We start from the raw sequence: 21,402 nt of genomic DNA, 5'->3' as shown, positions 1-21,402 counted from the left end.
TTTTGAGTTGTATCATACCATTTCCAAAAATCTTTGCAACATAATGAATCGGCTATAGGGGCGTACAGATGTACGCTTATAGCAACAAAATTAAATAGGATTACTGGATATTGTCTAACGCTTTTTATACAAGTGTGAGAACCGAACTGTTGAATTATAGTGCGGGACTACAAGGCGATCGCAGTTTGGATCAATAAATAAAGTTGCAGATCAAAAATTGCTGTGCGATCGCATAATTAGACATACCTTGTTTCGGAGCAACCAGAAATGCTTTCCTTCCCCACGACTCTTACTCCTTTGCCCGAAATCATTGATGGCTTACCGAATATTTCTGGTTGGGAGACAGAGGTTCTCTCTGTAGTTAACCACGAGCAAGCAGTATTTTTACCAACAACAAATATTCGCTTAGAAGACGTAAATGCAGTGTTTGCGATCGCCTTACATATGCACCAGCCAACTATACCTGCTGGACATGGTGGTACGCTCATCAGCAATCTGCAATATATGTTTGAACATCCCAATGAAGGGGATAACCACAATGCCAATCCTTTTGCATATTGTTACAGCCGCATGGGAGACTTGATCCCCGAACTTGTAAATCAAGGTTGCAATCCGCGTGTGATGTTGGATTACTCTGGTAATCTTCTGTGGGGACTGCGGCAAATGGGACGTGATGATGTTCTCGATAATCTCAAACGGATTACTTGCGATCGCACCTACCAACCTTATGTAGAGTGGCTGGGTACAATGTGGGGTCATGCAGTTATTCCTTCCACACCCATAGCAGATATTAAATTGCATATCATCGCATGGCAACATCACTTTGCCGCAATTTTTGGCTGGGAAGCACTAGCGCGAGTCAAAGGATTTTCGCCTCCAGAAATGCACCTACCAAATCACCCCGATGCTCTCTTTGAATTTGTGAAAGCGCTGAAAGAATGTGGATATCGCTGGTTACTCGTTCAAGAACATTCTGTAGAAACAATTAACGGTCAATCTCTTACTCACAAACATTTACCACATCGGCTGATTGCCCGTAATTCTCAAGGCGAAACAATTAGCATTACAGCCTTAATTAAAACCCAAGGTTCTGATACTAAATTAGTTGCTCAGATGCAGCCTTATTATGAAGCGAAGACCTTATCCAAACAACAAATTGGCAGTGTATTTGTACCACCAATAGTTAGCCAAATTGGCGATGGTGAAAATGGCGGCGTGATGATGAATGAATTTCCTAGTGCTTTTAAACAAGCTTGGTGGGATATGGTCAATAACGGTGGAGGAAAATCAGGTGTTGTTGGAGTGTGCGGTACAGAATATTTAGAATTAATCGAAGCTGCTGGATGCAAACCTGAAGATTATCCAACTTGTCAGCCAGTGGGACAACATCAGATTTGGGAGAGAGTTTCACCAGATAATATTCAACCGCAAGCTGTAGAGAATGCCATTCAAGAATTAAAGCAAACAAATTCTAATTTTCATCTGGATGGAGCCTCGTGGACAAATCATATCAGTTGGGTAAAAGGATATGAAAATGTATTGTCTCCCATGTATCAATTAAGCAGTTTATTCCATCAAAAATTCGATACATTGCAAGTTGACTCAGCAGAACCTGTTACCAGACAATCTCATTACCGTAACGTTCTTTTACATAACCTTTTGTTGCAAACCAGTTGTTTTCGTTATTGGGGACAAGGTGCTTGGACTGACCATGCACGGGAAATTTACCAACGTGGTGAAAATTTATTGCAGGTAAGTTGAACTAGAGGCTGGAAGACATATCGATGCTTAAGACTCGATCTTCCTTAAAAATTAGAGAATTAAACCCCCTTTTTTAGGGGGTTGTGTCATTAATACATTGCATATTAGTTTATAAATACGTGAATTTGACGAACCTCTCCCTGCCTTGAACTAAAGTTCAAGTCTGTCCCTCTCCGAGCCGGAGAGGGACAGTTTTGCGTAGTAAAACCAGGGAGAGGTCTTTTGATTGGGCTAATTAAGCGAACATTATATGAGCCGTCGAATTCACGTTATAAATAGGCAGTAAAATGAAAAATATTTATGACATTTGCTGATTTCAAAATCAGTATATGGGCAATTGTTTATTTGAAAAAGTTGTTAATATGTGGGACAATTTCCTAAATATATATTGCTACACCAGAGGTAACAATATTTCAAATTTTGTACCAATACCAATCTGTGAATGGAAATTTAATTTTCCGCCATGTCTGACGGTTATAATTCGATAACTTACAGCTAAACTAGTATTCTTACTATTCTTTGTTTCAAGAGAAAACGACTCCAAAATTTGCTGTTGCAATTCTTGAGGCATTCCAGGCCCATTGTCGGCAATGCGAATTAATATCCAGCGAGAATCTGGTGCATGTGGGTTGCTTGCTTCCTGGGAAATTACTTCTGTGGTAATCTCAATTCGGGGTTTTTGAACAGTCTTTGTATCTTCGAGATGCAACTGCTGTCGCACTGCTTCATTGAGTAAAGTATCTACAACTTCGCTGAAAATATTCATCAAAACCTGGTTTAACTGCCCTATAAAGCAATAAACTGGAGGTAATGGCCCGTAGTACTTGACTATTTCAATTTCTCCTTGAAGACGACTATTAATTAATAAAATAATACTATCTATTGAGGCGTGCAAATCCACTGGTTTGGGATAAAGCTCGTCGATATGACAGAAGTTTTGTAAGCTGGTAACGAGCTTTTTTAATCTTTCCGCTCCGGTACGGATACTAGCAAGCGATCGCGACAAATCTTGTTCTAAAAAATCAAATTCAATCTCTTCTTTAATCTGATTAATTGCTTGGGAAGCTGATGGTAACTCTCGATCGTAAGCCGCTATCAGCTTGAGTAAATCTTGGCTGTAGGTTGAAACATAAGTTATGTTACCCCAAATAAAACCCACTGGGTCTAAAATTTCGTGCGCTACGCCGTCTACCAAACGTCCCAAATTTGCCATTTTATCATTTTGAATCATTTGGGCTTGGCTGCGTTCGTACCGCACCAAATTGTCGATTCCCCGAATTTGCCAAGAAATAATATTCAATTCTTGTACATCTAACAATCTATAAGCACCGGATTCAGTTTGTACTACAATTGGTTCTGCTAATAATTCTGGCGATCGCTTTAAGCTAAGTTGCATCGCAGTTAAAATCGATGTTGTCTCAGCAAGCAGCAACATCGGTATCCGCGCATAGCTGTAGAGAACGGCTAATGGTTGCTGAACAAATAACTCTTGTCCATAAGGGCGAATCAAAAATTCTAGTAGTCGCCGCCGCGAAATCATCCCAACGAACTTTCCCTGTTCTACCAAAATTACTCCTGGTAGCAGGGGATATTTTTCCAAAAAATTAGCCACTTCCATACCAGTGCGGTTGATTTCCACTGGGAAGTTATACATTGGTAGTTCTTCGAGGGTTGAATCTAAATCGAGATCCCGATCGCTACCAAGAGACAAAGATGGTGGTGAGATTTGGTAACTGAATTCTTGTGGCACTAGACACCCTGATTTTTACAAAGACACGTAAACAAGAAATTAATATTTTACATTCTGTCACCCTCTAAATTCGATTTCGGTTTGGGTATCTAGTCGAACTAGCCCTTTCAAGGTGAAAATTGTTCTAATATATTGCATTAAACGGTTGGAAGCAATTGATAGATAATTTCTAATCTGGGTGGAGAATATTTAGAGAGCGATCGCAAGCTAAACTAAAAATAACCTTTACAAAGTGTGCAACCGAACAAGAACGCGAAAGAGCAGAACAGGAACTTCAAAGAGCCGATCCTAGCAGGTCAATTGCGTAGACGCAAAGGGGCTTGTCGTTAGATATCGCTCGGCGTTGAACCAGAAGCTTAATATTTTTCTATGAATTATGAATTACGTTAGCGTAGCGTAAAGCCTTCTCTTCTGCTTCTCCTGTGGTCGTCGCTGCGCGAACAAAGACGCACTCGCGTTCGCTTTTACCGTCTCGTAGAGAACGTCATTACGAATTATGAATTGAAAAGGGGTGGTGTAAAAGATTCATCTGTGGCTTAATTTGTTTAGACACAAATTTTACCGCTACTAGGGTGATCGCGATGACAAATAGACCTCCTTCCGAACCGGAGTCATCCCAAAGAACTGCCCTTGGCTTTGATGAATTTATAGCCATTCTGGTTGCCTTCGCCACTATCGGAGCGATTCTTTTTTGGTCATTGTCCCGCAAGGATTCTAGCTGGAACTTAAACGGGCTACTGTCGCCTTCTTCTACTCCGTCTCCTAGTGTTCAACCAAATCAAGTATTGCCCTCCTCTACTCCCAAGGTAGAACCAAATGCAGTCCCTAGATTCAACGTTTTGCCGTCATCTCCACCTGAGGCTGTTGTTGAACCTAAGACACCTTCATTGCCTACTAACAGCGCAACTTCTTCCCGCACAGTGTTACCATCTGCTGAGGTAATCCCAACTCAATCTCCACAACTACAGACGCCTATACCCTCTTCAGCAGGACTTGAGTCATCAATTGCATCATCAGCATTGCCTTTAGTAACTCCAGCAAAACAAAAATCAATCATTCCGCCGCCAATTGCATTTAACGATGTGCCTGATAACTTTTGGGCCCGGCGTTTTATAGATGTCCTTTCTTCGCGTAGTATTCTCAAAGGGTTCCCTGATTATTCTTTTAGACCAAATCAGCCTGTAAACCGCGCCGAATTTGCTGCTATACTCCAAAAAGCCTTTGACCACGAACCGTCTAAGACTGCGATCGCATTTCAAGATGTACCAACAAAATTCTGGGCAACTCCAGCAATTGACCAAGCCATCAGTGCCGGATTTCTCAAAGGTTACCCGAAAAAAAGCTTCAAACCACAACAAAATATTTCGCGAGTGCAAGTTTTAGTTGCCCTTGTCAGTGGGTTGAATTTGAAAGCACCCACTTCCCCAAATCAGATATTAAGTGTCTATAAAGATGCTAAAGATATTCCAGCTTATGCTAGCAGCAAAATAGCCGCTGCCACAGCTAATGGTCTGGTAGTTAACTATCCAAATCCAGAAATACTTGCTCCCAACAAAGTAGCTACTCGGGCTGAAGTTGCGGCGATGATTCATCAAGCTTTAGTAAAACGGGGCAAGTTGCAGGGAATCCCATCTCAAAACATTGTCCGTAGGCCGCCGCAGGCATCGCCCAAAATATCTCCAGAAGTTTCGCCGACTCCAAAACCCAACCCAAAGGGTAATTTGTCCGCTGGTGGTTCGTCTCAATGAACTTTGTAGGCAATTTTGACAGAAGTCTGAGCACCGACTTCCGGCGCTCAGACTTCACTGATTTGCAATTAGAGCGTACTCCTACATAGGAGCAAACTACGTATAGCGTCTCATAGAGAAGCGATAATCAGTATTAAGCTTCTGGAATTTGTTTACCGACAACTTGTGATTTAAGAGTGGTGATTTCACTAGTTAACTCTTTCCTGGTTGAGGCTTTGAGTAAATAGCGGTAAACAAACCAGGCAGAGTAACCAATGCCGATCAATTCAAAAGTAGGAGCTACCAAGGGGATATCATTCAAAGCATCTAATATTGCCAAGAGTACTTTAACCCCAACAATCGATCCCAAAATTAAACCAACAGTGACCAGAGGTTGCTTATATTGATTAAAGAAGCTTCCCAGATATTCTGGCAATGTTGCTAAAAAGCTAGAAATTTGCTCCCCGTATTTGAGCCATTCGTCTTGAGACTGTGCGGGAGGCTGAAGTTTGGTGATGGTTCCTGTTTGGTTGTTGATCTCTGCCACTGTAGTCTCTTTGGATGCGGTTTCGGTAAATTCTTGTTCTGGCATTTTCACTCCTATAAATTTGACGGTTGAATTTTTCTAATCTGGATAATTACAACCAAAAGGCTGTTGATTAGGTAATACACAAGTGCATTACTACAATTGGGTGAAGGGCACAAAAGGGTTTTGGTGTCCTATAACCATAATTGCCTCCTAATATCTACTGCATCAACTACAAGGTAGAAAGTCAGTAGGAGGATATATATAACTCAGAAGGCACCACGATGTATTATAATCAGCTTTCTGAGTTATATTTTTGAATCAACTGGAATCCTCAGGTTATGATTATCCCATTCCGTGTCATTTGCTCATAATCGTACTAAATCTAAGTACAAATCATGCAAAAATCAGTCCACCTCTCATTTATATAAGCCTAAAAGCCGATTTTATCTGATATTAAAGCTATCTTAAGCCGCGTTCGTCAATTAAGGCATTCGTATTGATATTAATACGTAATAAAAGTTTTTGTGTATTCATATAGACTAGACTTTAGAAGTATTTTATGATATTCGTGCCTGGGGATGAGGGGGATCGGGGAGAAATAACCAATACCCCATGCCCTATGCCCTGTGTCCAACAAATGTCAAAGCTTTTGTTTTTTTCCTGATTGTATTAGTTTTATAAGAAAGCAGTAAGGTAGAGTAGTGGCATCCCTGATGCCAATAACTCATTGCTATCAACTGTATATTCAGGAAAGTGATGTGGTAAGGGGAAGACGGTCGCAGACAGATCCTTAGCGCAGGAAATTATTCCTTACTGCTGAAAAAAGTGAATTCTGTCCGCTCTCAGTAATTATACTTAGTAAAATTGCTATGAAAACCACCCAGATTATATAAGGGTATACGAATAATCTACTAAGCAATGATTTGCTCTTGCTATAAAAGAAGATAATGTAAATGTTAATCACCAATTAAAGTGTTTGCACAGGCTAGACTGATTTAGTGATTTTTGTGGGAAGGCAAGGAGGTTTGAGAAATGCTTTCCTCAAAAGCCAACCCCTATCGACAACAATTCAGAAAGCAAAAAAGTGTCAGCCGAAGAGCGATCGACAGACGAACTCCCAACCATAGAATTTCCCTCACGAGGGAAACTCAAAGCCAGTTCTTGGCGCATCCATCAAAAAATTGGCTATGGGTACTTTGTAGCTATAGGAATTGGCTTTTTTGGCTCACTGACGGGGTTAGTGATCGCCAACTACTACCGGGGGAGGGAAGTCAGGCAATTCAATCAAGCCTATGAACAAGGACAACTACTGAGTAATTATAAAGATGCAGTAGTCGGGGCACAATTACATAGCTCTAACCTAGTTGCTGTATTGGAAAATTCACAACAGCTACAAAGTAAAAAAGCTGAGTTTCTGAAGAACGTTGAAAAAGCCCAGCAACTAGAGTCAAAAATTTCCGGATTTATTGATAGTAAACCTAAAAGACTAGCAGCAACAAGTTCGACTTTACAGACGTTATTGCTAGATTACAAGACTAATTTAAAAGCTTACGTTGACCAAATCGAGGTCGTTTTAAAGAAAATTGACTCCCAACGAGTGCAGTATGAGCAAATTTCTTCTGCCCGATCGCAGCTATTGACAATTATGCGTGGTGAAACAGCCATGCGACTAGACCAGCTTTCTCAAAGCTTGACTAACATCCTGCAAACTGCTGAAAATCAAGAGCAAGAAAGGCAAAGAGCCGTTGAGCAGGCAAAAATAACTGAGCGATTGATTGTAATGATTAGTATGCTGGTTTCGGTGGCGATCGCAGCCATTGTAGCGTGGCGAACCAGTCGAGCGATCGCTGAACCAGTTATCACTGTCACTCAAGTAGCCGAACAAGTTGCAAGAAAATCTAATTTCGATTTGCGAGCACCCGTCACCACTGAAGATGAGATTGGCCTACTCGCCAAATCTCTAAACCGTCTGATTGAGCGAGTATCAGAGCGAACAAAAGAACTACAACAAGCTAAAGAACTAGCCGAAGCTGCTAGCAAGGCAAAAAGCGAATTTTTGGCAAATGTCAGCCACGAATTACGCACACCATTAAATGCTGTGATTGGCTTGAGCCAACTTCTAAAAGACGACGCCACCGATCTTGGTTTAACGGGAGACTTTATCACAGATTTAGAAACAATTAACTCTGCTGGTAAGCATCTACTGCACTTGATTAACGAAATCCTCGACTTGTCAAAAATTGAAGCGGGGAAAATGACCCTCTATCCAGAGACATTCGAGATTGCAACGTTGATTCATAACGTCGTCCTCACAGTCAAACCAGCTATAGAAAAAAATGCCAATGTTTTAGAAGTGGATTTTGACGAGCAACTTGGCACCATGTACGCCGATCAGACCAGGATGCGGCAGGTATTGTTAAACTTACTGAGTAACGCCAGTAAATTCACTACAAACGGCAAGGTGACGCTGACAGTCAACAGAGAAAAGGATGAATTTCGACCAGAAGCTCCTTTGGGCCTCATTACTTTTACTGTAAGCGACACAGGTATAGGTATGTCTCAGCGTCAACAGCAGCAGTTATTTCAACCTTTTACACAAGGAGATACCTCGACTACGAAAAAGTATGGAGGTACGGGATTGGGGTTGGCAATTAGCCGCCACTTTTGCCAGATGATGGGTGGTGAGATTCTTGTTAAAAGTCAGCCGGGAGTCGGTTCTACTTTCAGCATTCGTCTGCCAATGACTGTGCAGGATTGAATGGGGCATTGGGAATGGGGCATTGGTTATTAATTCTTCTCCCCCTGCCTCCCCTGCTCCCTGCTCCCTGCCCCCCCGATCTCCCGAACTAAGTAATGATACTCACCCTCCCTGTATCCAAGTCGTAACGACCCCCGACAATTTTCAATTTGCCAGACTCCACCTGCTCGGTTAAAAGCTGCGATCGCTTCAATCGTTCAATTTGATATTGCACATTTGCCACCACGCCATTCTCAACAGCGTCACCCGGCTGATCCTTGACCTTTTTCAGGGCTGGCTTAATTGCCTGAACAAAAGTACTAATATCACCGAGTAACGATTCGTTTTTTACAGCGGCGGTTACAGCCCCACAACGCTCATGTCCCATCACCATTAGCAGCGGAGAACCTAACAAGACAACCGCATATTCAATACTGCCGATCGCTTCATGTGTAGCAATATTTCCGGCAATCCGAACATCAAAAATGTCCCCAATGCCTTGATCGAAAACAATTTCTGCGGGGACTCGTGAATCCGCACAACTAAGAATAGTTGCAAATGGATGTTGAGCTTGAGCAACTTCCTTCAACCGCAGTTCAGATTGATCTGGGTATTGGGGATGATGCTCAACAAATCGCTGATTTCCCTCTAACAGCTTTTGTAAGGCTGCATCGGGACTGAGGGATTCAGTGGAGGTTGAAGGGATTTCGGCAGCTTTCGCCTGTTCCACCCGCCAGAGTAAATCGCTGGCAGATAGCATCATCCCAAACGCCCCGGTCATTCCTAACTTCAAAAAGTCACGACGTTCCATGAAATGCTTCATTGAATTTATAACTCTCTTACATCGACGCTACACATCTGACAGAGCGAACTTCCATCACATCGGAAACGTAACAAGTACCCCCGAACTTATTAAGGAGTGGTTTGATATTTTCGACAACACGCTTGAGTTGTTCTGGCATACAAAACGCGAGGATGTAAACATTATCAAGCATGGTCATGTCTAAATCTTCTGTCGTTCCTCGTAATCCTTTACCAGCAACATTTCGGATTACGGCATGGTTATGTACGCCTGACTTGTCTAAACTATCTAAAATTTTGGCAAGTTCAAAGGAGTTGGCGATAATTTCTATCTTTTTAACTACGTGCATATTATTACCTCCAGAATAGGTTAATTCCGTAGAGATATAACGGAATTCCCACAATAATATTGAACGGAAATGTTACAGCTAGAGCGGTAGAAACATACAGGCTGGGATTTGCTTCTGGAACAGTCATCCGCATAGCCGCCGGGACAGCGATGTAAGAAGCACTGGCACACAATACAGCGAACAAAAGCGAATCTCCGCGAGGCATACCGATAAATTTGGCGATCGCTAACCCAATGCCTGCATTGAGTATAGGAATTAGTATGGCAAATAAAATCAGGAAAACTCCGGTTTTTTGCAAGTCTTTAATTCTTCTCGCAGCGACTAATCCCATGTCCAGTAAAAAGAAGGTGAGAACGCCATAAAACAACCCTTGAGTAAAGGGTTCTAAGACATGCCAACCGTGTTCACCTGTCAAGACACCTATTAATAGACTACCTACTAATAGAAAAACTGAACTATTAAGAAATGCTTCTTGCAAAACTTCCGGCCACGAAAACTCTCGCTTTCCATCGGCGGTGAATATATTCACCAAAATTAGACCAACTATAATTGCTGGAGATTCCATCAGCGCAAGGGCTGCCACCATGTAACCATCAAAAGCAATGCCAAGCTCAGTTAAAAAAGCGCTAGCTGTGATGAAGGTGACGGCACTGATAGAACCGTAGGTTGCTGCGATCGCAGCCGCATCGTAAGTATCCAATTTCCACTTCAAGATAAAAAAGGTGTAAATTGGAACAACACAAGCCATCATCATTGCTGCTGCGAGTGTTAGAACTACTTCCTGAGTTACACCGCTTTTGATTAGTTCTACACCTCCCTTAAAACCAATGGCAAACAGCAGATACAACGAAAAGAGTTTGGGCATTGGTGCCGGAATTTCTAGATCGGACTTGACAAAAACAGCAATCATGCCTAAAAAGAAAAACAGGATTGGCGGATTCAAAATATTGGATACAATTAAGCTGATATCCATATCCACTCCTCCTTGTATTGGTTAAACCTGAAATTAAAGACATTTTTCATCTTTAAAAATTTAACGGTTGAATCATGATGTACTGTGTATTGTTACCCAATGTCAATTGGGTGCTCAAGGAGTGAATAGTCCTATTGGTGACAATACTCTCGGTTAGGTATTACAGTGTTTTGCAAGCAAATAAACCACGGACTAAGGAACATTGCGGTGTCCCTACGAAAATCTGTAGTTTAATTAACTGAAAATAGCTGTAAGCTCTGTTGACAACAGAACAAGTCAGAGCTTGCCCACCATTTTTATGATGATTTGATTCCCCGTCGCTGATTTTACGACAGAACGCGCAGGAATAACTGGTCGCTAACTTTTCTACGTAAAAAAGTTAACGTATTGTCATGGCAGGCGTTTCAATGCTGCTCGGTTAAGCCTAAAAAATAAAAATATGTAGGTTGGGGAGCCACTGCGTTGCGCGGCTTTCCCGACTTTAAGCAAGTGTGACCAAGTTTCGTTAAGATGTTGTAACCTGGGCAATAGCAACTCTTTATTGATGTGATGCCAGGCGTAGGCGTAGCCCGTCGGAGACATCGCTTTTTCACATCCATGACAACAACCATCGACTTTCTCAGTCACCTTAATCCCAGCCAACGTCAAGCTGTCGAACATTACTGCGGCCCGTTGCTAGTTGTTGCTGGCGCAGGTTCCGGTAAAACACGAGCGCTGACTTATCGCATTGCGAATCTAATTCTCAAACACCGTGTCGATCCAGAGAATATCCTGGCGGTTACTTTTACCAACAAAGCCGCACGGGAGATGAAAGAGCGGATTCAACGGTTGTTTGCCGAACAACTGGCGATGAAACAACACGGTAAGCGGTTGGATTTGTTGACAGAATATCAACAAACACAATTGCGATCGCAAGTTTACAAAAACACGATCAAAGATTTATGGTGTGGCACTTTCCACAGTCTATTTTCTCGCATTCTCCGTTTTGATATTGAAAAATATGTAGACGAAAAAGGACGCAAGTGGAATCGCAATTTCTCTATCTTTGATGAATCAGATGTTATCAGTCTAATCAAAGAAATCGTTAATAAAGAGCTAAATTTAGACGATAAGAAGTTTGATGCTCGCTCTGTTCGCTACGCTATTAGTAATGCTAAAAACCAAGGTTTATCGCCCCAAGAATTTGAGCAAGACCAACCAAATTATCGCGGAAGGGTAATTGGCCAAGTTTATAATTTATATCAAGATAAGTTAGCACAAAATAACGCTCTTGACTTTGACGATCTTATTCTTGTACCTACTAGATTATTTCAACAAAACGAGCAGGTATTGGGTTACTGGCATCGCAAGTTTCGTCATATCCTTGTAGATGAATATCAGGATACTAACCGCACTCAGTATCAACTGATTAATTTATTAGTGACTAATGGCGAAACCAAAAAGAGCGAATGGCAATGGGAAAATCGCTCAGTTTTTGTTGTTGGTGATGCAGACCAATCAATTTATAGCTTTCGCATGGCAGATTTCACCATCTTGCTAGGATTTCAGGAAGACTTTGGCGATGGTTTGGTGGATGATGATACCCGAACGATGGTTAAGTTGGAAGAAAACTATCGTTCTTGTGAAAACATTCTGCAAGCAGCTAATGAACTGATTGAAAATAACACCCAACGGATTGATAAAGTCCTGAAAGCGACGCGGGGGACGGGCGAACAGATTACTTGTCACAAAGCTGATGAAGAACTTGCAGAAGCGGCATTTGTAATTAATCAAATTAGTACTTTAGAACAGCAAAATCCAGAGTTAAACTGGGGTAGTTTTGCCATACTTTATCGGACGAATGCTCAATCTCGTCCCTTTGAAGAATTGTTGGTGAAATATCAAATTCCTTACACAGTTGTGGGGGGAATGAGGTTTTACGATCGCAAAGAAATTAAAGATGTCGTTGCTTATTTAAGAGCGATAAATAATCCAGCCGATACAGTCAGTTTATTGCGAGTTATTAATACTCCCCGGCGGGGAATTGGCAAAACCACTATTGACGCTTTGATGAACGCATCTCAGCAATTAGGGACAACTTTGTGGGAAATCCTCAGCGATGAAACATCAGTTAATACATTAGCTGGACGGGCGACAAAAGCTGTAAATAACTTTGCCGCTACGATCAGCCGTTGGCAAGGACAAGTCGCTACGCTTCCGGTGACAGAGGTTTTGCAAGGAATATTGGAAGATTCTGGTTACGTTCAAGATTTGATGAATCAAGGCACCGATGAAGCCACAGATCGGGTACAAAACGTTCAAGAACTTTATAACGCCGCGCTGCAATTTCAAGAAGAAAATGAAGAAGTTTCTCTGCGAGACTTTCTAAGTAGTGCTGCCCTCAGTTCCGATTTGGATAACTTAAAAGAAGGACAGACAGCCGTTTCTTTAATGACTTTGCACGCTTCCAAAGGTTTGGAATTTCCCGTGGTGTTTTTGGTGGGATTAGAACAAGGGCTATTTCCCGGCTACCGTTCCCTAAGCGATCCTGCATCTTTGGAAGAGGAACGCCGCCTGTGTTATGTGGGGATTACTCGCGCCCAAGAGCGGTTATTTTTATCACACGCGCGGGAACGTCGTTTGTATGGTTCTCGTGAACCTGCGATGCGATCGCAATTTCTCGACGAACTACCAGAAGAATTATTATCTACCAAACGCACGAGTCGTCAAAGTTATACCAAAAGTGCCTCTACTCCTAATGGGAAACAAGACTCAGCCCAGAATTGGCAAGTAGGCGATAGAGTATTACACAAGACTTTTGGTCTTGGTGAAATCACTCACGTCTTCGGAACGGGTAATAAGATGTCTGTAGCAATTAAATTTGCCAGTTTGGGACAAAAAATTGTTGACCCAAGAGTAGCACAGTTGCAAAAAGTTTGAAAAAAAGCCACAAGCCATATAACCCCGATTTTCCAAGGAGTCGGGGTTCTTGTATTTCATATTTTAATTTCTTCAAAGTGTTCAACAGTGGGAAACGGCTCATAAAAATGATGTAGAAGTTTTTTCCACTCTTGATACTCAGCAGAACTTCTAAATCCCACAGTATGAGATTCTAAAGTTTCCCATCTGACAAGTAATAAGTATTTACCTTGAACTTCTATACATTTATGCAATTCATGGGATAAATATCCGTCCATTGAGGAAATAATTTTAGAAGCTTTTTTGAAAGCAGCTTCAAAATCGGATTCTAAACCGAGTTTGACATGAAGCATCACAGCCTCAAGAATCATAAAGTTTTGCGGTGATAACTAAGTTGATGTTATTTAGTATAAATTGGATGTGATCTTTACGACGGGCTACGCCTACACAGACACTTTATTGAATCAAAAATAATTCTTGAAAAAATAGCTAATAGCAGCACAAAATGGAGTATGTTGACCATTAGCATCCAGTTTTTCATAACCTTGAGCAAGTAGCTGTATTTCTGCTTCAGTTAAACCATCAGTAGCAAGTAATGCAGCATCAATTGCTAGCCTACGCATATTTTGCAGCTTGCTGATATTGAGTGCAAGGTTTTCAATCGTTGTTTCAGCCGCAGCTTTTTTCGCTGGCTCATCTGTTGGTTGAATTTCGCCAGAAGCAGGGTATTTGAAAAAATCAATGCAGGTTAATTCCAGAGGCGAAACCATCAGATGCTCGTCGTACCAGTTATCTTTTATATGACCACAATGTACTGGTACTCGAGGTTGCTTTTGATCTTCACCTTGACATGACACCATGAGATTTGTGTATTCATAAGTCAATTGTGGATAAATACTTTTGGGTTTCAAGTGTTCAATATGGCATTCATTCCTCGTGATCGAAGCACCACAGTAACAACAGATATAACCTTGTTCACACAGCAATGCCTCGAACACATCATTTTTCACTGATTTTTTGAATTTTTTCCAAGGAAGTATCTTACTGCCAAGGTTATTATTCCATTTAGTTAAGCTAATAGGTTTTGCAACCTTTTTTATATACTTCATCTATTGAGAATTTCCTTTCGCCGAATGAGTACATCCGCTTTGACAAACTCTGGCTCATCTGCTCCAATTTCATTAGCCAATTGTTGACGTAATTGCCTAGCACCTTCAATATTTCCAGCATCAATTAGTCGAAAAAGTTCTAAAAGACTTTCCTTAATTTCCTTGGGACGTGCAGGAACACCCATGAGGTCTTCTAAGATACGATTACTATCTCTCCCAAAGGAACTTTCTGGTTTTTTAGCAACAACACCTTCGTCTGTTTTTTCTAAAATATAAATTCCTTCTGGCTTGACTTGGCTAATTACTTGAGGCGAATGGGTGGTGACAATAAATTGGCAATTGGGGAATGTTCTTGTCAAAGCTGGAATAATTTCCCGTTGCCATTTAGGGTGTAGATGTAGTTCAATTTCATCAATTAAAACAACGCCACTACCTTGGAGTGGATCTGGTAAACTAGGGTTAGCGATCGCTAATCGTCTTGCTAAATCTCCAACCATAGCCAGCAAGCATTTCTCTCCATCCGATAGCTGATTTACTATCAGTTCTTCACCTTTTTTGATTACAGTCATTCTTAAAGGAGAACGACGAACCCGTAACTTTGAGAAACTAGGTATCAATGAAGATATAGCTTGTCTAACTGCTTCTAACTGTGAATCTTGGTAAGTACGATTGTCTCGTAGTAACTCACTCTCTAAATCTTCTCGGTTTCTAAACCATTGGAAAAAAATCGCAAAGTCACTTCTGCTGCCCGTAAGAGCTTTTTCATAAGCATCTATTTGCTTAAACTGAGTTTTCTTTGGAATCTCTAGTCTAATATCAATAACTGCACGATTGACAGGATAGTATACTGCTAGAGGTAGGTTGTATTCAGGCTCATTTTGCCAATGACGCCAAATTGCATTAGCAGTAGACCTTATCAGTTCATGCATTGAATCTTCAGATACCCCATTACGACTTCGAGATATTTCCCAATCATCTTCTCCTCTACCTAATAAAATCGTAATACTCAGTCTTGTTAATGTGTCTTTATTAGAAATATCTAGTTCACTAAATGCCCTTACTTCGTCTTTTGTGGAAATACCTCCGATCCATTCCATAAAACGCGAAAGTAAAAGCGAAAGAGCATCAAGAATACTGGACTTACCTACACCGTTGATACCAATAAGCACAATAGGTTCCGTTAGATCAAATTCCAGGGTCAAATCGCCGATTCCACGGAAGGATTGCATTTTCAGGCGCTTGACTTTCATAGTTTTAACAACGCTGAACGTAATTTAATACAGCTAATAAATCGGTGAGAAAAACAACTAATCAAAAGCAGACTTGACATAATCAACTGCAATAGGTGTAATTTTTTCGACAAGATTATTAATCACCCCTCGTTCATATTCAGTCCAAATTCTGGGATGACCAAAAATGCATGGTTGTAAAATTCCCCAGAGTTGTCCATCCTGGCGGATATGGGCATGAATAAGGGCGCGATGTCCAAAATACTTCTGTTCAAATTCCCGATTTAAAACCTGAGAATCAGCAGTTTCTACATCTTCTACAAAGATTGAAGGTTTAGCACGTAGTGCAGCAGCAAACATCGGATCTTCTTCTACTAAAGTTGGGGGTTGTGCTGCCCATTCTTCATTATAAACAGTTGGTATATCTGGAGTACGAATCCAACAAAAGGCAACTCTACCAAGGTCATTTTGGGGATTGTGCAGGTATAGAAAACATCTATCAGACTGCAAAAAATCGCCTATAGCTGGTAATAGTGCAGAAAATATAGCCTCTGGTGTTTGAGATGATTCTACAATATTTTTGAGTCCAGAAGGAAGTTCTTGCTGAGTCATATAACTAAGCTGATTTTAATTGAATAATCCCTTTATCAAAAATGCGATTATTAGTAGCGATCGCACTTATTTCTATTCTATCTTTATACACTTCATAAGAGGCAAAACTTAAGTCACTGGTAGAATACCCTGTCCACTCAGAACGCCCTACAGGACGATTACCAGCACCTGCACCACAAATTAAATAAGTTGTACCATCAATAGCACGAGTGCGCTCATAATTATGCTCGTGACCATTGATGTAAAGTTGAACGTCGTATTTTTTAAATAGGGGAGTAAAAGTTTTAATAAAATCTGGATTATTACCATACTGACCCGATGAATAAATTGGATGATGACCAAACACCACTTTCCAGGGAGCATTACTAAGACTTAATTCTTTTTCTAACCAAGGTAGCTGGTTTTTCCAATCAGCATTACTGTTAGAATCTAAAGCGAAAAATTGCACAGTTCCCCGGCGAAATGTATAGTAACGCCCCTTCATATTAAAGCCAGCATACTTGACTTGTGCCTCGCCATTGGCAGTCCGAATATCGTGATTACCTAAACAAGCCTGAAATTTCACACCTTGCTTGAGTAAACCTTGATAAGGACGCTCAAAAACTGCATTAATTTTCTCAATTTCGCCGTTATTATAAATGTTGTCTCCAGCTAAAACGACTAAATCATAAGGATTTTGCTTATGATACGCATTCATTGCCCCAGCCACAGCATACTGTCCTTTAGCCCCAGTCCCTGTATCTGCCACAGATACAAAACGTAATAACAAGCCTTTTTTGGCTGGGTTGGCGGCTATAGCTGTTGTTGAATCGCTAATATCAGCACTTTGATGATTTTGATGAGCTAACATCCAGGCTAAAAATCCTGTACCAATGGCGCTGAAGCTACTTAAAAATAAAAATTGACGGCGTTTGAGGTTCATAACTCACCAAATTTAATAAATAGTCAGATTAGCTGAAGCAATGTGCAATGTAGTGATACATTAAGGCAAAAGAAGGCAGCACCAGTAATAATGTACGTTGTTTGTCTTTGATTCGCTGCTTTTGGTGAAAGTTCCATGTCACAAGACAATCAGTCAAAACCGACGGATGAGCAGGTAACTCAACCTCCCCAAAAACCTTACCAGAGAGTTCAGCCATTTTGGAAGGCTAAAATTATCCAACTTCTCCAAGGGACGATTGGGGTTTTAGAAGTAACGGTGGAGAAACTGGAGACAGCACCTCCACCTGGTTCTGAGGAAAAACCTGGTTTTTTCCAGCAACTTCAGTTGAGATGGGGTGGACTGTTAAGGACAATCCGCTTGTTTTTACCATCAAATTTGTCAACAAAGTTATCAGATACAGCTTTGACGGGAATTGTTACTGGAATTGCTGTAATTCTCGTTTGGACAACTACAACTATTTTTACTGGGAAACCTACGGAAATAGCAACTCTTCCCCCGGTTGAAGAGGTTCCCATACCAACACCAACGATAACTACTCCACCGGAGTCAGTCGCACCAGAACCACAGCCGCCACAGCCACCAGAAGAAATTACGCCGCCGCCAGAAGTACAAACTACCCCGCCAACACCGGAAGCGGAAGCGGAACCAATTCCCACGCCAACGCCAACACCAACGCCAACGCCAACGCCAACACCAACGCCAGCCATAGTATTGACACCAGAACAAGCCTTGATTGCGGCTATTGAAAATCAGGTAGCTGAAATTAGCGATCGCGTTGCCTCTGGTCTGATAAAGTCAATTCAAGCCAACTTCCGTACAAGTAACTTGACTGTCAAAATTAGTAATGATTGGTACGCTCTCAATGAATCTCAGCAAGACAAACTAGCTGCGGAGATATTACAACGCTCTCAAGAACTTGATTTTACTCATTTAGAAATTATCGACTCCCAAAATAGGCTGATAGCGCGTAACCCAGTTGTTGGGACTGAGATAGTAATTTTTAAACGGCAAATAGCAAGTTAAAATAATTCGTAATTCGTAATTCGTAATTCGTAATTTGGAGTTTAACTTTAAGTATTTATGTTAGACAATGTTTCGCTATTGCTGAAAGCTTGTGAAAATTTAAATATCAGCTATGAAATTCTTCATCCTTCGGAAAACTTAATTAAAATAAAATTGAATAGTAAACAGCATTATTTTTGTAACTATAGCACTCCCTTACTTAATCAAGCAGTAGCACACTTGCTCAAAGATAAAGAATATACTTATCATGTTTTAAATAAAAAAGTTAAACTTCCTCGGACAGTGGGTTTTCTTTCCCCTTATTGTGACACCAAATATAAAATTTACTTAAAATTTTCAACTATTCAAGATATCGTATTAGAAATAAAAGAAAATTTTGAAACACCAGTGATTATTAAAAGGAACTCTGGTGCCAGCGGACATAATGTCTTTTTATGTGAGAATATAGATGAAATTGGAACTGCTTTAAAAGAAATTTTTAAGATCAATAATAAGTATGATTACGTCGCTCTTGCTCAAGAATTTATTCAGATCAAATCTGAGTATAGAGCAGTTTTCTTAAATAAAGAGTTAGTTTTGCTCTATGAAAAAGATATATCTGATGCCAAATTTGTCGGTAATCTCAGTCCTCTACACTGGGATGGTGCGAAAGCCAAATATATTAACGATCCACAAATACTGTCAGAGATTGCTAATTTTGCTCAACCAGTTTTTGAAGAGTTAGACCTTGATTATGGTGGTTTTGATATCGTATTAGATCGAGATAATCAATATTGGTTGATTGAAATCAACTCTCACCCAAATTTTGGCATTTTTATTAGAGACAATGGAGAGGAGCATGTGTTGAAAATTTTTGAAAAAATGCTCGTTAGCCTAGCCTCAAATTGAAAAAATAAATTATCAAAAAGACGCGATAAATCGCCGTCTCTACAAACGACTGATTATTGTAAAGACGGCGATTCATCGCGTCTCTTGCTTAACTCCTAACTTACCACTCTCATTGCTTGAGTTGGTATCCATACGGTAAAAATTGAGCCAATGCTTACAGTTGATTCTACTTCAATTCGCCCGCGATGAAGTTCCACGAGTTGTTTAGTTAAAGCCAGTCCAAGTCCGGTGCCTTCGTAACGGCGGCGATAGGGTGTATCGAGTTGCTGAAATTTCTCAAACAGTAATGGTAGTTTATCTTCGGGAATGCCGATTCCGGTGTCTTCAACTTGAAAAATAGCACTATCATCTTCCACCCAAAGACGTAAAGTAACGCTACCACTTTCAGGGGTAAATTTAATCGCATTAGTTAACAGATTCCAGATAATTTGTTCTACTCGTTTGGAATCGGCGGTAAAACGATCGCGCCTGGGATCGATTTGCAAATCAAGTATGAGATTAATTTGTTCGCTTGTTGCTTTTTTTCGCAATGACTCAATAGCACTTTCGGCAACATTCACTAAAGAAAATTCTGAAATATTTAAAGCTGTCTTACCAGCCTCGATTTGCGATAAATCGAGGATGTCATTAATCATTTCTAATAAATGTTCTCCACTGTCGTGAATTGTTTGCAGATAACCCCGTTGTCGTTGACTCAATTCGCCCAAAGGCCAGCGTAACAACGTCGAAGACATCCCAATGACATAAGTTAAAGGCGTGAGCAATTCGTGACTGATAGTAGCTAGAAATTCACTTCTGAGGCGGCTAGCAGCTTCGGCGGCGAGGAGAGCATCGCGCAGAGCCATTGTGCGTTCAATAACTCGTTGTTCGAGAGTTTCTTTTTCTTGGGTGAGGGTTTGCATTAACTCAGCTTGGTGAATTGCGATCGCTAATTGTTCTGCGATCGCAATCAGCAAGGTTTTTTCGCTATCATTCCACTGGTGAGGTTCATCGCACTGATGAGCAATTAGCAATCCCCACAGTTTATCCTCAAATATAATCGGTGCGGCCAACTTAGCCCGAACCTGACTTTCCCTTAAAAAATTCAACAAACACTCTTCCAGAGCATAAGTTTTTTCGACATCATTCACAGCTAAAGTAAAACCTTGCCGATACTTCTCCCAACACTGAGAGGTTCGGACAAAGCAATTTTTTTCCGTGTAATTCAACACCGATGTAATAGCATCTGTAGCACGGCCTTCATAGACAATATAGCCACCATAGTGTTGGTAGTCTTCCTGTAGGAATTGATTATTTACTGAAATAGAAGTTGAGCAATTACCGCTATTCTCCTGTGTAGAAGATTCATATTGTTGAATCTTGACTTTGGAACCTGCAAATTTATAGATTACTAATCTGTCTAACTCCAGAAACTCACGCACCTGTGAAATGGCTGTTGCCATAATTACTGGCAAATCCAGGCTTTTGCGGATCTGCGTTGTTACCTGATTTAACAACCGCTCTTGAGAAATCTGTTTTTTTAAGGCATCTTCCACTGGCTGACAGATATAAACAGCCGGCGCAGTTGAGCTTGGAGGTGCTATTATTTCTTGGTTTGGCTGAGTTAGGAGATATTCTAATAACAACAGCGTGAATTGACTTTGGAGTGTAGCATCATTGGGGCGAATAATTTGGCGATAGCCTTCGAGACTTTGGTGAGTATAAGAATCGCACTCAAACAAGTCTCTCAATTCGTAGACAAAAGAAGCGATCGCTTCTAAATTAAATGTCAAACTAGCATTCAGCGCTGAGTAAATCCCTTGCTCCCCTTCCTCCAAGTTTCCTAGCAGAAGCGCACTAAACTGCTCAGAAACCACCAATGTAAACCTTTGCCTTTGCCATTCTACAGGTATGCAAATCCGCATCAACACAGCTTCTGTCAGTATCAGAGCGGCACTTCCCACCGTTTGAGCCATCTGTTCCAACAATTCGCCAAGCTGATTAAATACAACAATAGGCAAGGTTCGAGAAAAGCTCAAATCATGAGAACTAAGCATTTTCAATCATTTTGGTAAGAGGGGGCTGAATGCAGG

General features: G+C 40.9%; 18 protein-coding genes. 6 read left to right on the top strand and 12 right to left on the bottom strand.

Features of this window, described 5'->3' with window-relative positions:
• Positions 1-267: 267 nt before the first annotated feature.
• Complete coding sequence (locus V7L01_RS04000) at positions 268-1,761, top strand: glycosyl hydrolase family 57 (protein WP_335032117.1); 1,494 nt, start codon at positions 268-270, stop codon at positions 1,759-1,761.
• A gap of 391 nt (positions 1,762-2,152) precedes the next feature.
• Here V7L01_RS04000 and V7L01_RS03995 read toward each other — a convergent pair whose 3' ends face one another.
• Positions 2,153-3,511, bottom strand: a complete 1,359-nt coding sequence (locus V7L01_RS03995; RefSeq protein ID WP_335032115.1) for a sensor histidine kinase — start codon at positions 3,509-3,511, stop codon at positions 2,153-2,155.
• A 581-nt stretch (positions 3,512-4,092) separates the two neighbouring features.
• On the opposite strand from V7L01_RS03995, the gene V7L01_RS03990 reads away from it, so the two are divergent.
• A complete protein-coding gene (locus V7L01_RS03990) occupies positions 4,093-5,259 on the top strand; it encodes an S-layer homology domain-containing protein (protein WP_335032113.1) in 1,167 nt (388 codons plus the stop codon).
• A 133-nt stretch (positions 5,260-5,392) separates the two neighbouring features.
• On the opposite strand, the gene V7L01_RS03985 is transcribed toward V7L01_RS03990, so the two are convergent.
• Positions 5,393-5,830: a CAAD domain-containing protein gene (locus V7L01_RS03985; RefSeq protein ID WP_335032111.1), complete on the bottom strand. Its 438-nt coding sequence runs from the start codon at positions 5,828-5,830 to the stop codon at positions 5,393-5,395.
• A 1,021-nt stretch (positions 5,831-6,851) separates the two neighbouring features.
• On the opposite strand from V7L01_RS03985, the gene V7L01_RS03980 reads away from it, so the two are divergent.
• On the top strand, positions 6,852-8,525 hold the full coding sequence (locus V7L01_RS03980; RefSeq protein WP_335032109.1) for a sensor histidine kinase: 1,674 nt from the start codon (positions 6,852-6,854) through the stop codon (positions 8,523-8,525).
• An 88-nt stretch (positions 8,526-8,613) separates the two neighbouring features.
• Here the strand turns inward: V7L01_RS03980 and V7L01_RS03975 are convergent, their stop codons facing one another.
• From V7L01_RS03975 to V7L01_RS03960, 4 genes are all read right to left on the bottom strand, one after another.
• On the bottom strand, positions 8,614-9,315 hold the full coding sequence (locus tag V7L01_RS03975) for a carbonic anhydrase (protein WP_335032190.1): 702 nt from the start codon (positions 9,313-9,315) through the stop codon (positions 8,614-8,616).
• Between the two features lie 28 nt (positions 9,316-9,343).
• The gene (locus V7L01_RS03970; protein WP_322652933.1) at positions 9,344-9,655 is read right to left on the bottom strand and encodes a P-II family nitrogen regulator; all 312 of its coding nucleotides are present in this window, start codon (positions 9,653-9,655) and stop codon (positions 9,344-9,346) included.
• A 4-nt stretch (positions 9,656-9,659) separates the two neighbouring features.
• On the bottom strand, positions 9,660-10,628 hold the full coding sequence (locus V7L01_RS03965) for a sodium-dependent bicarbonate transport family permease (RefSeq protein ID WP_335032105.1): 969 nt from the start codon (positions 10,626-10,628) through the stop codon (positions 9,660-9,662).
• A gap of 390 nt (positions 10,629-11,018) precedes the next feature.
• Positions 11,019-11,255, bottom strand: coding sequence for a hypothetical protein (locus tag V7L01_RS03960; RefSeq protein WP_335032104.1), 237 nt, complete (start codon positions 11,253-11,255; stop codon positions 11,019-11,021).
• On the opposite strand from V7L01_RS03960, the gene pcrA reads away from it, so the two are divergent.
• Entirely contained in the window at positions 11,226-13,547 is a 2,322-nt protein-coding gene (pcrA, locus tag V7L01_RS03955) for a DNA helicase PcrA (RefSeq protein WP_335032102.1), read from the top strand. The two genes, V7L01_RS03960 and pcrA, sit on opposite strands and share 30 nt — an antisense overlap.
• A 56-nt stretch (positions 13,548-13,603) precedes the next feature.
• Here pcrA and V7L01_RS03950 read toward each other — a convergent pair whose 3' ends face one another.
• The 5 genes from V7L01_RS03950 to V7L01_RS03930 form a co-directional block, all read right to left on the bottom strand.
• Positions 13,604-13,897: an antibiotic biosynthesis monooxygenase family protein gene (locus V7L01_RS03950; RefSeq protein WP_335032100.1), complete on the bottom strand. Its 294-nt coding sequence runs from the start codon at positions 13,895-13,897 to the stop codon at positions 13,604-13,606.
• A gap of 93 nt (positions 13,898-13,990) precedes the next feature.
• Positions 13,991-14,635 carry a retron system putative HNH endonuclease gene (locus tag V7L01_RS03945; RefSeq protein ID WP_335032098.1) on the bottom strand — a complete coding sequence of 215 codons (645 nt, stop codon included), beginning with the start codon at positions 14,633-14,635 and terminating at the stop codon, positions 13,991-13,993.
• Positions 14,632-15,885 carry an AAA family ATPase gene (locus V7L01_RS03940; RefSeq protein ID WP_335032097.1) on the bottom strand — a complete coding sequence of 418 codons (1,254 nt, stop codon included), beginning with the start codon at positions 15,883-15,885 and terminating at the stop codon, positions 14,632-14,634. Before V7L01_RS03940 ends, V7L01_RS03945 begins: the two co-directional genes overlap by 4 nt.
• 57 nt (positions 15,886-15,942) lie before the next feature.
• A complete protein-coding gene (locus tag V7L01_RS03935) occupies positions 15,943-16,476 on the bottom strand; it encodes a GAF domain-containing protein (RefSeq protein ID WP_335032095.1) in 534 nt (177 codons plus the stop codon).
• Between the two features lie 4 nt (positions 16,477-16,480).
• Complete coding sequence (locus V7L01_RS03930; protein WP_335032093.1) at positions 16,481-17,398, bottom strand: metallophosphoesterase family protein; 918 nt, start codon at positions 17,396-17,398, stop codon at positions 16,481-16,483.
• Positions 17,399-17,533: 135 nt separating this feature from the next.
• On the opposite strand from V7L01_RS03930, the gene V7L01_RS03925 reads away from it, so the two are divergent.
• Together V7L01_RS03925 and V7L01_RS03920 are read left to right on the top strand one after the other, a co-directional pair.
• Positions 17,534-18,442 (top strand): hypothetical protein, encoded by a 909-nt coding sequence (locus tag V7L01_RS03925; protein ID WP_335032091.1) that lies wholly within the window; start codon positions 17,534-17,536, stop codon positions 18,440-18,442.
• 57 nt (positions 18,443-18,499) lie between these two features.
• The gene (locus V7L01_RS03920; RefSeq protein WP_335032089.1) at positions 18,500-19,330 is read left to right on the top strand and encodes an ATP-grasp domain-containing protein; all 831 of its coding nucleotides are present in this window, start codon (positions 18,500-18,502) and stop codon (positions 19,328-19,330) included.
• 95 nt (positions 19,331-19,425) lie between these two features.
• On the opposite strand, the gene V7L01_RS03915 is transcribed toward V7L01_RS03920, so the two are convergent.
• Positions 19,426-21,366, bottom strand: coding sequence for a GAF domain-containing sensor histidine kinase (locus V7L01_RS03915; protein WP_335032088.1), 1,941 nt, complete (start codon positions 21,364-21,366; stop codon positions 19,426-19,428).
• Between the last annotated feature and the right edge of the window lie 36 nt (positions 21,367-21,402).

It is taken from the genome of Nostoc sp. (assembly GCF_036917095.1).
Taxonomy (GTDB): domain Bacteria; phylum Cyanobacteriota; class Cyanobacteriia; order Cyanobacteriales; family Nostocaceae; genus Nostoc.
Note: the sequence above shows the minus strand (reverse complement) of the source record. Positions and strands in the feature narration are given on the sequence as shown.

Excerpts from the sequence above, each read along its gene's own strand:
- V7L01_RS04000 (WP_335032117.1), top strand. The coding sequence starts at position 268 with ATGCTTTCCTTCCCCACGACTCTTACTCCTTTGCCCGAAATCATTGAT.
- V7L01_RS03990 (WP_335032113.1), top strand. The coding sequence starts at position 4,093 with ATGACAAATAGACCTCCTTCCGAACCGGAGTCATCCCAAAGAACTGCC.
- V7L01_RS03985 (WP_335032111.1), bottom strand. The coding sequence starts at position 5,830 with ATGCCAGAACAAGAATTTACCGAAACCGCATCCAAAGAGACTACAGTG.
- V7L01_RS03975 (WP_335032190.1), bottom strand. The coding sequence starts at position 9,315 with ATGGAACGTCGTGACTTTTTGAAGTTAGGAATGACCGGGGCGTTTGGG.
- V7L01_RS03970 (WP_322652933.1), bottom strand. The coding sequence starts at position 9,655 with ATGCACGTAGTTAAAAAGATAGAAATTATCGCCAACTCCTTTGAACTT.
- V7L01_RS03965 (WP_335032105.1), bottom strand. The coding sequence starts at position 10,628 with ATGGATATCAGCTTAATTGTATCCAATATTTTGAATCCGCCAATCCTG.
- pcrA (WP_335032102.1), top strand. The coding sequence starts at position 11,226 with ATGACAACAACCATCGACTTTCTCAGTCACCTTAATCCCAGCCAACGT.
- V7L01_RS03950 (WP_335032100.1), bottom strand. The coding sequence starts at position 13,897 with ATGATTCTTGAGGCTGTGATGCTTCATGTCAAACTCGGTTTAGAATCC.
- V7L01_RS03945 (WP_335032098.1), bottom strand. The coding sequence starts at position 14,635 with ATGAAGTATATAAAAAAGGTTGCAAAACCTATTAGCTTAACTAAATGG.
- V7L01_RS03940 (WP_335032097.1), bottom strand. The coding sequence starts at position 15,885 with ATGAAAGTCAAGCGCCTGAAAATGCAATCCTTCCGTGGAATCGGCGAT.
- V7L01_RS03935 (WP_335032095.1), bottom strand. The coding sequence starts at position 16,476 with ATGACTCAGCAAGAACTTCCTTCTGGACTCAAAAATATTGTAGAATCA.
- V7L01_RS03930 (WP_335032093.1), bottom strand. The coding sequence starts at position 17,398 with ATGAACCTCAAACGCCGTCAATTTTTATTTTTAAGTAGCTTCAGCGCC.
- V7L01_RS03925 (WP_335032091.1), top strand. The coding sequence starts at position 17,534 with ATGTCACAAGACAATCAGTCAAAACCGACGGATGAGCAGGTAACTCAA.
- V7L01_RS03920 (WP_335032089.1), top strand. The coding sequence starts at position 18,500 with ATGTTAGACAATGTTTCGCTATTGCTGAAAGCTTGTGAAAATTTAAAT.
- V7L01_RS03915 (WP_335032088.1), bottom strand. The coding sequence starts at position 21,366 with ATGCTTAGTTCTCATGATTTGAGCTTTTCTCGAACCTTGCCTATTGTT.